Genomic DNA, 14003 nt, shown 5'->3' with positions numbered 1-14003 from the left:
GTGGCTGCTATGGCCTTTGTTGCGGAGCAACTAAAACAAAAAAATACGCTGGATAAACAAGTAATACAGGTGAAGACGTTAGTTTCTTTACCGAACATCTCTATTCCAGCCTATCAACGGCCTTATAAATGGACACATGCAAATCTAGTTGACTTGTTGAGCGACTTAAAAGTATATCGGGATAAATCGGCTTATCGCTTGGGTTCTGTGGTGTTTCATAGGCACTCAGACTCAGAAAGTAAACTAAAAACGCTCGATATTGTTGACGGACAACAGCGCACTTTAACCTTAGTACTTCTGGTTAAGGCGTTGTTAGATGAGCGCTTGGATGACCTAAAGCGGCAAGATGTTAAAGACACACTCGCCTCACTTGCTGTGCCGATTGATGCATTTTTAAATCGACAAACCTTTAATAGTGATATTTCGCACCGAAATTTGCATCAAAACTTTATGGCGGCAAAACGTGCTGTTGCTCGCAGTGACTTTACCGATGCCGATATCGATTTTTTACTAAACCGCTGTGAAGTGGTTACCTTTGTGCTTGATGATGTGTCAGAGGCTTTCCAGTTTTTTGACTCGCAAAACGCCAGAGGCCGAGATTTAGATCCTCATGATTTGTTAAAAGCGTTTCATCTGCGTGAGTTTTCAGAAAGCGAAACTGAACTTAAAGCTGACTCGGTGCGCCATTGGGAAAGCCTGGAAAGTGAACAGTTGGCGCGACTGTTTTCCAACTATTTGTTTCGTATTCGCAACTGGGCACAAGGTAAATCGGCACAGTATTTTACTAAATCAAAAGTGGGTTTATTTAAAGGAGTCAATCTTGATCAGGTAGGGCTTTACCCTTATGTGGAGCCGCTTCGAATCGCTCACCATTTTGTTGATGACTATAACGGCCAGTACCAACGCCATATTGATCACCAACACATGAGTTTCCCTTTTCACCTTGATCAGATGATCATAAATGGTAGGCGTTTTTTTGAAATGACCAGCCATTACCAACAAAAAATAGCTGAGATCGTAAGCGATGAACGAAGTAGAAAAGATAAGGCCAAGGTTAGTGAAGAAAAACAGAGCATTCGCATACTCGGCCATGAGCTAGAGCCCTTAGCTTGTAAGATTTTATATACCATAAATACCTACCGCTCTCGAACCCGCACAGGGGATGGCTATGTGCGCACACTGTTTGATTGTGCGGTGATCTTTTATCTAGATAAGTTTGGCGCACATCAGCTTTCGCAAGCGATAGAGAAGCTGTTTATTTGGGCATATAGCTGCCGATTAGAAATGCAAGTCGTCGGTATAGAGCGCATGGATAAACACGCTCTGACACATAATGTCTTTGAACGTATAAAGCAAGCGGTGCAACCAGCTGATGTTTTAAATTGGCCGTTAGCCACACTTAAAAAGTCTGATTGTAAGGGAACCAATCTTAGTGAAATTACCGAGCTGTTTAAGGAAATGAAGTACTATGAGTAATGTTCGGATGCCATACACGAAATACAATGATGGGGCTGATGGTAAAGCAATTGCCAGCTTTAAGGTTAAAAAATTACTTTGTGATGCAAGCCAATATGTCGTCCCTATGTATCAACGGAACTATGCGTGGGGTGAGGGTGAAATCAACCAACTGATCCAAGACGTATTGGATTATCAACATAGTAAACCAGATCAAACCTACTACATTGGCACGTTGGTCGTGTTTGAGCGTAACGATGGCAGCTTTGAAGTGATTGATGGGCAACAACGTTTTACCACACTTACCTTATTAACCTTTGCTCTCAAACGCTTATATGCTGCAGGCAAAGTGACTGTCGATATGGGCTGGTACACTACTCCTAATCTCAATTTTGAAAGCCGCCAAAAATCATCGGATACCTTTGCCTGCCTAATTCAAGGCGTTGCACTAGAACACTTAAAAACCGATGACTACAACCTCGATGTGGTGAATGGTTTCTCTTTGCTAGAAAAGGGCTTATTAGCTTTGGGGGATAAGCTTGAAGGATTTTGCCAATACCTTTACGAAAAGGTAGAAATAACCCGAGTATCTGTGCCCAAAGATACCGATTTAAATCATTATTTTGAGGTAATGAATAATCGCGGTGAGCAGCTAGAAAAGCACGAAGTCGTTAAAGCAAGGTTAATGTCGGTGTTAAATGAAATCACTGACCCCTATGAGCGTGAGCAGAGTATACAGCTGCTAGGAAAAGTGTGGGACGCAACAGCTAATATGGAACGTTACGTTCAATACGGCTTTAACCCCGATGAAAGGCATAATATTTTTGGTAACGATTGGGGACAATTTAAACCAACGTGCTACGCTGATTTAGCTACAAGCATTTGCGAAGCAACTACTCAAAAGAGCGAAAACACTCAAACCATTTCGCTGACGCTCAATGAGATATTGGCAAAGCCACCTCAGTCCTCTTCTAGCGCTGATATAATGTTTACACCAGAGCGCTTTAATAGCGTCATTAATTTCTCTAACTTCTTACTGCATGTTTTACGAGTGTTAACAAAACAGGATATCGCGTTGGACGATAAGCGTTTGTTAGAGCAGTTCGACGCCTACTTGAAAGAAAATGGCAGTAACAAAATTAACGCAGTTAAAGACTTTGTATTCGCGCTACTCAAGTGCAAATATCTTTTTGACCAGTACATCATTAAGCGGGAATTTAGTGATGGCAAAGATAGGTGGAGCTTGAAAAAGCTGCATTCTTATAACGCTAAGAATCAGAGCTACATTAATACTTTTGGTGGCAGCGAAGAACAGGATAATGAAGATGGCTTTGAAGGGATAAATCGTCAGATTTTAATGCTGTTAAGTGCTTTGCATGTTTCCACACCGACACTGGTTTATAAGCACTGGTTAAATGGTGCATTGTTCCATTTGTTTGCTATGGATGAAATTACGCCTCGTCTTTATTTGCAGAAGCTTGAATATTTATCTCGTCAATTTGTATATGGTCGTTTTTTAAGTGCATCTCCTGCTGATTACTACCAAATGATTTTTCAAAACAAAGAATATTCAGCATTTGATCCAAATAATCAGCAAGTATTAGTAAAGCTGCGTTATGGCGTAATTGAAAATAACTTAGTGTTTAACTATCTCGATTACTTGTTGTGGTGTGAGGGAAAACTAAACAAAACGGATGATGTGATTACTCAGTTTGAGTTTACCTTCCGAAGCTCTGTTGAACACTTTTATCCGCAGCACCCACTTGATGGGCATCATGTACTGCCGGATGCTGATTTGCATCGCTTTGGTAATTTGTGCTTGATTAGCCATAGCAAAAATTCAAAATTAAGTAACTTACAACCCACCGCTAAGCGTGATCATTTTAAAGCGGCCATCGCAGATAAAAGTATTGATACCCTAAAACTGTATGAAATGATTAAGTTGATGAATGCTGATGGAGAATGGACAAAAACTCAAATAGCTACGCATGAACAAGCCATGTTAATGGTGTTTTTTAAGGACTCGAATAAGGGTTTTAGCTATGAGTAATGTCGGTCAACGCGAACGTGCTACCCAAAATCGTATCGTCCAGTTTTTTCAAACTGACTTAGGCTATCGCTATTTAGGCGATTGGCAGGATCGCGCTAATAATAAAAATATTGAAGTGGATATCCTCGTTAATTGGCTAAAAAAACGCGGTGTCAGCGAGGCGTTGATCAATCGTGCTATTCGCCAATTGGATACGGCAGCGGCACTGGGCGAAGGCAAAAAGCTCTATTACGCCAACAAAGAGGTTTATCGCCTGCTGCGTTACGGCGTGAAAGAAAAAGAAGGTGCTGGCCATCTTAATGAAACCGTGTGGCTGATTGACTGGAAAAACCCAGAAGCAAACGATTTTGCCATTGCCGAAGAAGTGTCCATTAAGGGCGAGAACAAAAAACGCCCAGACATAGTGCTGTATGTTAACGGTATTGCTCTGGGCGTGATTGAGCTGAAACGCTCTTCGGTGTCTGTCTCTGAAGGGATTCGCCAGAACCTCGATAATCAGAAGAAAGATTTTATCCGTAACTTCTTTACCACCATGCAACTGGTGATGGCGGGTAACGATACGCAAGGCTTGCGTTACGGCACGATTGAGACACCAGAAAAGCACTACCTTGAGTGGAAGGAAGATTGTACCAACCCATACGAACATAAACTCGATTTTCACCTGAGTCGCGTGTGTAACAAAGCGCGCTTGCTGCAAATTATCCATGATTTTATTGTTTTCGATGCGGGTATAAAAAAGACCTGTCGCCACAATCAATTCTTTGGTATTGAAGCGGCAAAACGCCATATCGCAAGGCGGGAAGGCGGCATTATTTGGCATACGCAAGGTTCTGGCAAAAGCCTCACTATGGTGTGGCTGGCCAAATGGATACGTGAGAATGTCAAAGACGCTCGTGTGCTGATCGTGACTGACCGTACTGAGCTGGACGAACAGATTGAAAAAGTGTTCACCGGTGTCGAGGAGGATATTTATCGCACCAAAAGCGGTGCTGATTTGGTGGCGACGCTCAATCAGCCCAACCCTTGGCTGGTATGCTCTTTAGTCCATAAATTTGGCCGACAGTCTGATTCTGAAAACGATACCGCGACGGATGAGTTTATTGCCGAGTTAAAGAAATCCCTACCATCGGACTTTAAAGCCAAAGGCGACCTATTCGTATTTGTTGATGAATGCCACCGTACTCAATCGGGCAAGTTGCACGAAGCGATGAAGTTCATTCTGCCAGAAGCCATGTTTGTTGGCTTCACCGGCACCCCCTTGATGAAGAAAGACAAGAAAAAATCGGTTGAGGTATTTGGCCCTTACATTCACACCTATAAGTTTGATGAAGCTGTGGCCGATGGCGTTGTGCTCGATTTACGCTACGAAGCACGAGACATCGACCAAAATGTCACGTCGCAGAAAAAGATCGATGAATGGTTTGAAGCCAAAACTCGCGGCTTATCTCGATTAGCGAAAACCCAGTTGAAACAGAAATGGGGCACCATGCAAAAGGTGCTGTCCAGTAAATCGCGTTTGCAGCAAATTGTGAACGATATCTTGCTGGATATGGACACTAAGCCACGCCTGATGGATGGCTACGGCAATGCCATGTTGGTCTGCTCTAGTGTCTATCAAGCTTGTAAAGCTTATGAAATGTTCAGCCAAACAGATTTAGCCGGTAAGGTGGCTATTGTCACCAGTTTTCAGCCGACTGCTGCGAGCATTAAAGGGGAAGAAACCGGTGAAGGCTTAACGGAAAAGCTCTTTAAGTACGATATTTACCGCAAGATGCTTGCGGATTACTTCGAGCAACCGGAAGATAAGGCCGCAAACCGTGTTGAAGAGTTTGAAAAAGAAGTTAAAAAACAATTTATTGATGAGCCAGGGCAAATGCGCTTATTGATCGTGGTCGATAAGTTGCTGACTGGCTTCGACGCCCCTTCGGCTACCTATTTGTATATCGACAAGCAGATGGCTGATCACAACCTGTTTCAGGCCATTTGCCGCGTGAACCGCTTGGATGGCGATGATAAAGAATACGGTTACATCATTGATTACAAAGATCTGTTCCGCTCGTTGGATAAAGCGATTTCTGATTATACTCAAGGCGCATTTGATGGTTATGACAAGGAAGACGTTGCAGGGCTGCTGAAAGATCGTTTAGAGCAAGCTAAGCTCGATTTGGATAATGCGCTGGAAATGGTGCGCGCCTTGTGTGAGCCGGTAAAAGCGCCACGCAATACGGAAGACTACATTTATTATTTTTGTGGTAAGTCAGGTCTGAACCAAGACGAGCTCACCGAGAAAGAAGCACTGCGTTTAACGCTTTATCAGAACGTTGCCAAACTGCTGCGTGCGTTCGCCAATATCGCCAATGAAATGCCTGATGCAGGCTATTCTGCGCAAGATGTAGACTTGATAAGAGCAGAAGTTGCTCATTTTGAAAAAGTCCGTGACGAAGTAAAACTGGCCAGTGGCGATTTGGTAGAAATGAAACGCTTTGAGCCTGCCATGCGCCATTTGTTAGATATGTATATTCGTGCGGATGACAGCGAAGTACTGATGGATTTTGAAGAGCTAGGGCTAATTGAGCTCATTGTCGAAAAAGGTGCTGATGCCGTAGAGGCTTTGCCTGAAAGTATTCGTAAGAATCAGGAAGCCATGGCCGAAACCATCGAAAATAACGTTCGAAAAATTATTGTCGATGAAAATCCGGTTAACCCTAAATACTATGAACAGATGTCAGTATTACTGAATGAACTGATCGAACTTCGTCGACAAAAAGCCATTGAATATCAAGATTACCTCGAGAAAATTCGCGAACTCGCTGCTAAAGTGGTACGTCCTGAACAAATAGCATCTAATTACCCTGCATCAATGGATACTAATCCCAAACGTGCTTTTTATGATAACTTTGGCAAAGATGAATGGCTTGCCACCAAAATTGATAGTGCAATTCGTTATACGAAGAAGGCCGACTGGGTTGGAGATCGTTTTAAAGAACGGGAAATTGCCAATGCCATTCGAGAGGAAACAGCTGATTATGAATTGGATATTCAGGCTGTAATGGAACTCGCTAAAGCTCAAAAAGAGTATCAATGATGACGATGATTGAAATTGGTTCAATCGCAATACAGTTGAATCGTAAAGCAATCAAAAATTTACATATCAGCGTGTTACCACCAGATGGTCGTGTACGTGTATCTGCACCTGTATCTATGACAGAAACAGCTATTCGTATGGCGGTGATCCGTCGTATCCCTTGGATTAAACAGCAGCAGAATAATTTTATAAAACAACCCCGCCAATCAGAACGCGAAATGGTCAGTGGAGAATGCCATTACTTGTGGGGTCGGCGCTATCGCCTCAATGTTGTAACACATGTAGGAAAGCATGAAGCCAAATTAGGCCGTGGGCGATTACATTTGTATGTAAGCCATACTGCAACTGCTGAGCAAAAGGCTTTAGTTCTCACTGAATACTACCGTGATGCACTTAAAAAGCGAATAGCTGACTTGTTACCTATTTGGGAAAGCAAAATAGGTGTCACTGTCGACGCTTGGGGCGTGAGAAAAATGAAAACCAAATGGGGCAGTTGCAATACGCAAGCAAAACGTATTTGGTTAAACTTAGAACTCGCCAAAAAACCACCAGAATGTTTAGAATACATCCTAGTTCATGAGTTAGTTCACCTACTTGAACGTAAACATAATGAACGATTTAAAGCCTATATGGATAAGCTACTTCCTGATTGGCAAGAACGCAAAGACTTGCTGAATAAAGCACCGTTGGCTTACAGCCATTGGTTGTACTAACTTTAATTCGAAACTCTACTCAGTATTATAAAAAATCTCAGATATATATTATCTCCTTGAATAACTATAATTTTCTTTTATTTCAAGGAGTAATATGTATCACAACGCTCACTTTAAAATCCTCCTATCGACTCTACCGACTTCATTCCAAACCTCTTTTTTCAACCAATTCAATCACCTAATCAACTATTCCCCCACCATTGGTCTAATGGGTAAAACAGGGGCTGGAAAATCCAGTCTGATAAATGCGCTGTTCCAATGCCAACTATCGCCTGTGAGTGATGTCTCCGGCTGCACACGCCAAGCGCAACGCTTCAGTATGACGGTGAACAACCATACACTCACCTTTATTGATTTACCCGGTGTGGGGGAAAGCCTTGAGCGAGATAAAGAGTACCACCAGCTATATCGTAACTTATTACCAGAACTGGATTTAATCATCTGGGTACTCAAGGCGGATGACAGAGCATGGTCTTCGGATGAACAGTGTTATCGCTTTCTCACTGAGCAATGCGGTTATCAACCTAAGAGATTTCTATTTGTGCTGAACCAAGCCGACAAGATAGAGCCCTGTCGCCAGTGGGATGAACAGTACCACCAGCCATCCGCTGAACAAACAGCTCACTTACTATTGAAGCAGAAAGCCGTGATAACAGCATTTAAGCCGCATCACCCTGTGATGACGGTTTCTGCGGCAGAAGGTTTTCAACTCACTGAATTAGCTGAGCAATTAATAAAGGCGTTACCGGCGCAAGCCAGTAGCGGGGTAGCTAGGCAACTGAACAGCGCTTACCGGACGCAATCGGTGGAGAACGCCGCACGTAACGATTTTGGGCAATGCGTCAGTGATATCGTCGATACTCTGATAGATATCCTTCCCCTGCCTGCATTAATAAAAGGAACGATGAATACAGTCAAAAATAGCATCGTATCCGTTGCTAAATCCCTGTGGAGCATATTCTTTTAGCTTCTTACATTAATACAACATTGATGACATCAAGCGCCAGTCCTTAACGGGATTGGCGCTTTTTTATTTCTTTTTATTGGAGTCTCAACTTATGAATCATTCAACCGAATCCGCTATTGCAATGACACTCGTCCCCAATGAGCAACGCCTGGATTTTTGGATCAACCACTTCGGGAGCGTGAAAGGCTGGACCACCTTTGAAGTGGTCATCTTTACCACTATGGGGCAGTTTTGTGATGACTATCAGGGTGGATATTGGGAATATTGCACCTTATCCAATGGTGGCGCTTTTATTTATCCCGATTTACCTCAAGAGACACTGACGCTGTTCAACCCACATAACGGTAACGAAGCCAACGTCAGTTGTGAAGCCGCAGGCATTGCCGTGTGTTTGATGATGTACAGTTTATGGTCATTTCAAACGGAAAGTGACACCCTCGTCGATCGTTTTTATCAATTGCGTGATTATGCGGCGCAACACCCAGAACGTTCCGCCATTTTCCATCTAATCGATTAACCACGTCCTTATTTACGCCTTCGCATTACCTATCCACTTCATTTTAAAGGAAATTCATTATGACTCGCTTAGCGTCCCGCTTTGGTACGGCGAATAGCATTCGCCGTGACCGCCCGTTAACTCTCGAAGAGTTATTTCGCACAGTACCCAGTGTGTTCTCTGAAGAAAAGCATGAATCTCGTAGCGAAAAGTATACTTATATTCCTACGATTACCTTATTGGATAGCCTGCAAAAAGAAGGTTTTTATCCGTTCTTTGCATGCCAAACTCGTGTGCGAGATGACAGCCGTCGTGATCATACTAAGCATATGTTACGGCTCCGACGTCATGACCAAATTACGGGTAGCCAAGTGCCTGAAATCATCTTACTTAATAGCCATGATGGTTCAAGCAGTTATCAAATGTTACCGGGCTTTTTTCGCTATGTTTGTCAAAATGGGCTGGTTTGTGGCGATACCTTTGGGGAGGTCAGAGTTCCACATAAAGGTAATGTCGTCGATAAAGTGATTGAAGGGGCTTACGAAGTGTTAGATACGTTTGATGCTATCGCTGAAAAACGTGAGCAAATGCAGTCCTTACTATTACCGCCACCAGCACAACAGATCTTCGCCCAAGCCGCTCTCATGTATCGTTATGGCGAAGAACATCAACCGATCACTGAAGCCCAAGTGTTACAACCTCGCCGCTTTGAAGATAAAAAAGACGATCTTTGGACAGTGTACCAACGTTTGCAGGAAAATTTAATCAAGGGAGGATTATCAGGCAGGAATGCCAAAGGTAAACGCGCTCGCACGCGTTCAGTGAATGGAATTGATGGGGATATTAAGCTCAATAAAGCGTTGTGGGTACTGACAGAACAAATGCATGCTCATTTTGCTGGACGCGAACAACTATAGCCACAGTATACGTTAAATAATTGGATCTTACGGTGAACGCGATGAAATTATCAGAACGGCAACTAAAAACCTTGAGTAATGTGAAACTCAATTATGGCTCACTCTGCAACAAAAGGACACTCAACTCGCTGGAGAAAAAAGGAATGATTCAATGGAATACATCAAACCATTGGGTCTTAACGGAGTTCGGTTTTCATATCTATAACATGAGTAAACGGCGTTGCTTATAAAGCGTTAGCGCTAACATAAAGACTTATCCCGTATTTTGGTACTTGATAATATCGAGCATACCAACCTATTCAAGAAAGGAGAGCATTCTTTAAACATCATTTTATTCCCTTCCATTTTGACTCACTTTCTCATCAACTCTTTTTCTTATTTAAGCACCGAAACAACAGTTGATCGATTACGCCGATCGATAACCGTTTATTGATAGATACGATCGATATTACCGATCGTATTTCAATTATTGATAGGTAAAACAGATCGATTAAGTTAAACTATCTCACGCTAAATTATCTTTATGTCAGTGATATTAAGGTGATTGAGTCAAATCTTTCATGCCTTCCACTGATATAACGCGATTCAACCATACTTAATGTGATATTGATTAAAAGGAAATCAATCATGAAAAAAGCGTTTATTGTTTCCGCCCTGATGGGGTGCATTTCATTACCGGCATTCGCGAATACGGATGACGGTAAAACGGGAATTTATGTCACGGGTAAAATGGGCGCATCCATTGTGCAAATGTCTGGCCAGCAGTTTGTCTACAGCGGCTATGCTGATGCCGGTGATAATGGTACCAAAAATGGAGATAGCCATCGTACTGGCGTATTTGGCGGTGGACTTGCGTTGGGTTATGACTTTTCCAATCAGTTTGATATCCCTGTTCGCGCTGAATTGGAATTTATGGCGCGTGATAAAGTGAATTCAACCTACAACATCCGCGACCGTGTGCGTAATGGCGTACATCAAACTCGTGATATTAAAAACCAAATCAAACTCAATACGTTAATGGTCAATGGGTACTACGACATTAAAAATAGCTCAAATTTCACGCCGTATATCTCTGTTGGGCTAGGCTATGCGGCCGTGGATTTTAAAACCACCCGCGCTGATGCTTATACTCCAGGGCTCTCTTTGCATGATACTCACACGCATACCGCCAATAACTTTGCCTGGAGTGTCGGTGCGGGGGTGAACTATGCCCTCAATGACGATTGGGATATGGGGCTGAGTTATCGCTATTTAGATGCCGGAAAAGCCGACATCACGACAGCGGTGGGTGATGGGGAAAATACGTCAAAAATCAAAGTGAAGGCCAACGATATCATGCTTGGTCTGACTTACCGTTTCTAATCTCTGTCATTCAGCCTTAAAGATTACCCTCAACTTACCTAGCCAACATGCCTTTTTGATGTTGGCTATTTTATTGATTAAACAAAAAAATAACCACGGTTAAATTTCAACCACAAAAAAATTGTAATAAAAAGAGGTAAAAATGAATTCAATTAATCATATTCGTTTAGGTGTTGAACGAATTTTTTTCATCATTAGCTTAGTGCTAGTATTCGGTTTTACAGTCATCATCGCCAATCACTATAATATCGACCCATTTATTGGTAAGCCCTTAATGTATCTACTGTATTACCTTATCGCGATGTTAGCTCCACTCTTGATTTCTCAAATATTGTTGTGGATCATTTATGGGTTTATGGGTATCCCTTTCCGTTTAATGCTAACGCGAAAAATTTTGGCATTTGTCTTCGCTTTCATCGCCTCTTTATGTGTTATCTACTTATTGCTCATAGGGATTATTCCTTTTATGGTTTTTGACCATGCTTTAATTTTTATACTTTATGAATACTTTTTTATTTTCCTTCTTTTCGCCTGCCTTATCGGACTGAGCGCTGGCGTTATTGTCTATATCCATACCGTTAAAAATGTATCCCATCCATTTCAATACCCGCATCCTATTTTCCGTTTAATGACATTCTTAGCGCTATACCTTGTCATTATGAATGCCTTAGCGATAGGCATTGGCAACCAAATCAATCTCAATATCATGGTGATTCTAGCGGGTACTATCGCAGGTTATGTGGGGTATTGGGGGTATGGCTTCCTACAACAATACACGGCAACGCGTTCTCGGAAACTCAGGATAACCCTGTCAACAATCATTTCCCTTGTTATCTTAGCGCTACTGGTACTCCTTAACGTTCTATTGCCTAACCGATTAAATATGTTCGGATTATTCCTGCTATTTTTTATCGAACTGGCTATTGCAATCACATTAGGTCGACTCACCTATCAGAAAAACAATCATCAGAAAGACGGTTCAACAATGAGGATAAATCATGACTAAATACGTATTTATTTTCATGGTGTTTTGCCTCAATTTTACCGCGAGCGCCTTTAACACGAATGTATTTGATACCGCCATCGATAAAAGTGGTTTTACACCAATGTGTAATAACCAAGCGATTGCCGATAAGGATTGTCGTGTTGATGATTACCTCGAGGGACGTTATGTCGTCACGAGCACAGTGAATCTGGGCGCTAAATGTGCCTTCGTAATTGCCGAAGTGATTGATAGTCAAACCAACCAACTATTTAGTACATCAACTGGCGATTGTGAAGACGGCCCTCTCGATACCTATTACCGCTTATCCCGTATTAACAAAAAAGTGTGGCTGGATGCTTACAGTCAAGGAAAACACATTGACCATGTGGAGGTTATCTTTCAATGAAAAATCGCACATTAAATAGCCTTCCTTTTGTGGGAATTATCGCAATCGTCACATTGGGGATTTATTTCGGCAAACAACCTAAGCCAGCCTATCGAGATTGTGTTGAGTTCAGCTCATCTCCTGCCAATACGCTTCAGGTTTATGATCAACCCGATAGAGCTTCCAAGTCTATCAACTATCAGCCCACATCAGGAAAAGAACAATTCTGGGTCGCTAAACGAACAGCTGATGAACAATGGGTACAACTCTACCATGCCATAACACTTTTTGATGATTTACCTGAATCAGCTAAACTCGGATGGGTTAGTACCACGAACATAAACACATTGGGGATATTTGAGTGCATGACTAAGAATTAGCACTCATGATAAAATAATAATTGAAGGTGGGTAACCTCACCTTCATTATTGTCCATCTTAATTAGAGTTCACTATATACCTGTATTGCGTCCAATACTCACTAATGCAATTGAAGGAGAACCAAAATAAAATGGCATACTGGATGGCATACCATAATAACCTCAAAAACAAAAACGCCATGCTAATCAATAGCATGGCGTTGCAATATGGCGGAACGGACGGGACTCGAACCCGCGACCCCCTGCGTGACAGGCAGGTATTCTAACCAACTGAACTACCGCTCCTGATGTTCCCTGCTGGGAACGCCATGCATATTACGAATACTTGAGGACCCCGTCAACACTTTTTCTTGTTAAATCGCACAGTTGAACAGTTTTTAGCCTTGAGAGGCTTTTCTATCCATTTTCCTAAGCAAGTATAAATAATGAAATCAATTATTAGTGTAAATTTTCAGCTTCATCAGAAGGTTGGCGCCAAAGACAAGGTTTGCCGCCTTTCTTATCAACAATATCCAACCGAGCTTCATGAGCAATTATTTCTTCATCAGAAGCAAAAATCACTCTAAGACCGCTCTGAGGACGTTCAATCCTTTGAATTTCATACTCTTGCTCATTATTAGCTGATTCTGAATCCATCGAAAATGATAATGAAGTTTGCCCGCCCGTCATTGCCAAATAGACATCTGACAGAATCTCAGCATCGAGTAAAGCCCCGTGCAGTGTACGCTTAGAGTTATCAATTAAATAACGGTCACATAACGCATCCAAGTTATTCCGTTTACCAGGAAAAAGTTTGCGAGCCAATACTAAGCTATCAGTGATAGTACAAAATTCTTGCGTAGGCGGAATACCTTTATTGAGTTTACGGAATTCATAGTCCATAAAACCGATATCAAAGGGGGCATTATGAATAACAAGTTCTGCACCACGAATAAATTCAAGGAACTCATCCGCAATGTCAGCAAAAACAGGTTTATCTTGTAAAAATTCATCACTTATCCCATGCACTTCAAATGCCTCAGGATCCACTAAACGGTCAGGTTTAATGTACACATGAAAATTACGCCCTGTGAGTCGGCGGTTAATCACTTCAACCGCACCAATCTCAATTATGTTGTGCCCTTCATAATGAACACCGAGTTTATTCATACCGGTTGTTTCAGTATCAAGGACAATTTGTCTGGTTATCACCGTGCTCATAATGTTTTT

Annotated in this window: 12 protein-coding genes and 1 tRNA gene; 11 read left to right on the top strand and 2 right to left on the bottom strand. The window is 42.1% G+C overall.

The window, feature by feature from the left end; genetic code table 11:
• The first annotated feature begins 9 nt into the window (after window positions 1-9).
• The 11 genes from FVA69_RS03905 to FVA69_RS03855 all read left to right on the top strand — a co-directional run bounded on the left by FVA69_RS03905 (window position 10) and on the right by FVA69_RS03855 (window position 12795).
• Window positions 10-1476 carry a DUF262 domain-containing protein gene (locus FVA69_RS03905; protein ID WP_164528443.1) on the top strand — a complete coding sequence of 489 codons (1467 nt, stop codon included), beginning with the start codon at window positions 10-12 and terminating at the stop codon, window positions 1474-1476.
• Window positions 1469-3505 (top strand): DUF262 domain-containing protein, encoded by a 2037-nt coding sequence (locus FVA69_RS03900; protein ID WP_164528442.1) that lies wholly within the window; start codon window positions 1469-1471, stop codon window positions 3503-3505. Before FVA69_RS03905 ends, FVA69_RS03900 begins: the two co-directional genes overlap by 8 nt.
• Window positions 3498-6590 (top strand): type I restriction endonuclease subunit R, encoded by a 3093-nt coding sequence (locus tag FVA69_RS03895; RefSeq protein ID WP_164528441.1) that lies wholly within the window; start codon window positions 3498-3500, stop codon window positions 6588-6590. Before FVA69_RS03900 ends, FVA69_RS03895 begins: the two co-directional genes overlap by 8 nt.
• A complete protein-coding gene (locus FVA69_RS03890; RefSeq protein ID WP_154639983.1) occupies window positions 6590-7303 on the top strand; it encodes a M48 family metallopeptidase in 714 nt (237 codons plus the stop codon). Before FVA69_RS03895 ends, FVA69_RS03890 begins: the two co-directional genes overlap by 1 nt.
• 94 nt (window positions 7304-7397) lie before the next feature.
• Window positions 7398-8270, top strand: coding sequence for a GTPase family protein (locus FVA69_RS03885; protein ID WP_164528440.1), 873 nt, complete (start codon window positions 7398-7400; stop codon window positions 8268-8270).
• A 91-nt stretch (window positions 8271-8361) separates the two neighbouring features.
• A complete protein-coding gene (locus FVA69_RS03880) occupies window positions 8362-8787 on the top strand; it encodes an antirestriction protein (protein WP_140187043.1) in 426 nt (141 codons plus the stop codon).
• A 59-nt stretch (window positions 8788-8846) separates the two neighbouring features.
• Window positions 8847-9683, top strand: coding sequence for a DUF932 domain-containing protein (locus tag FVA69_RS03875; RefSeq protein WP_140187041.1), 837 nt, complete (start codon window positions 8847-8849; stop codon window positions 9681-9683).
• A 627-nt stretch (window positions 9684-10310) separates the two neighbouring features.
• The gene (locus FVA69_RS03870) at window positions 10311-11045 is read left to right on the top strand and encodes an outer membrane protein (protein ID WP_164528439.1); all 735 of its coding nucleotides are present in this window, start codon (window positions 10311-10313) and stop codon (window positions 11043-11045) included.
• A 142-nt stretch (window positions 11046-11187) separates the two neighbouring features.
• On the top strand, window positions 11188-12051 hold the full coding sequence (locus tag FVA69_RS03865) for a hypothetical protein (protein ID WP_164528438.1): 864 nt from the start codon (window positions 11188-11190) through the stop codon (window positions 12049-12051).
• The gene (locus FVA69_RS03860; protein ID WP_036967295.1) at window positions 12044-12436 is read left to right on the top strand and encodes a hypothetical protein; all 393 of its coding nucleotides are present in this window, start codon (window positions 12044-12046) and stop codon (window positions 12434-12436) included. Before FVA69_RS03865 ends, FVA69_RS03860 begins: the two co-directional genes overlap by 8 nt.
• Window positions 12433-12795 carry a hypothetical protein gene (locus tag FVA69_RS03855; protein WP_140187803.1) on the top strand — a complete coding sequence of 121 codons (363 nt, stop codon included), beginning with the start codon at window positions 12433-12435 and terminating at the stop codon, window positions 12793-12795. The genes FVA69_RS03860 and FVA69_RS03855 overlap by 4 nt, the downstream gene beginning before the upstream one ends.
• A gap of 207 nt (window positions 12796-13002) precedes the next feature.
• On the opposite strand, the gene FVA69_RS03850 is transcribed toward FVA69_RS03855, so the two are convergent.
• Window positions 13003-13079: transfer RNA gene (locus tag FVA69_RS03850), tRNA-Asp, on the bottom strand.
• 153 nt (window positions 13080-13232) lie between these two features.
• Entirely contained in the window at window positions 13233-13994 is a 762-nt protein-coding gene (gene dnaQ / locus FVA69_RS03845; RefSeq protein ID WP_004914471.1) for a DNA polymerase III subunit epsilon, read from the bottom strand.
• Window positions 13995-14003 lie beyond the last annotated feature (9 nt).

The organism is Providencia sp. PROV004, assembly GCF_011045615.1.
Lineage (GTDB): Bacteria > Pseudomonadota > Gammaproteobacteria > Enterobacterales > Enterobacteriaceae > Providencia > Providencia rettgeri.
Note: the sequence above shows the minus strand (reverse complement) of the source record. Positions and strands in the feature narration are given on the sequence as shown.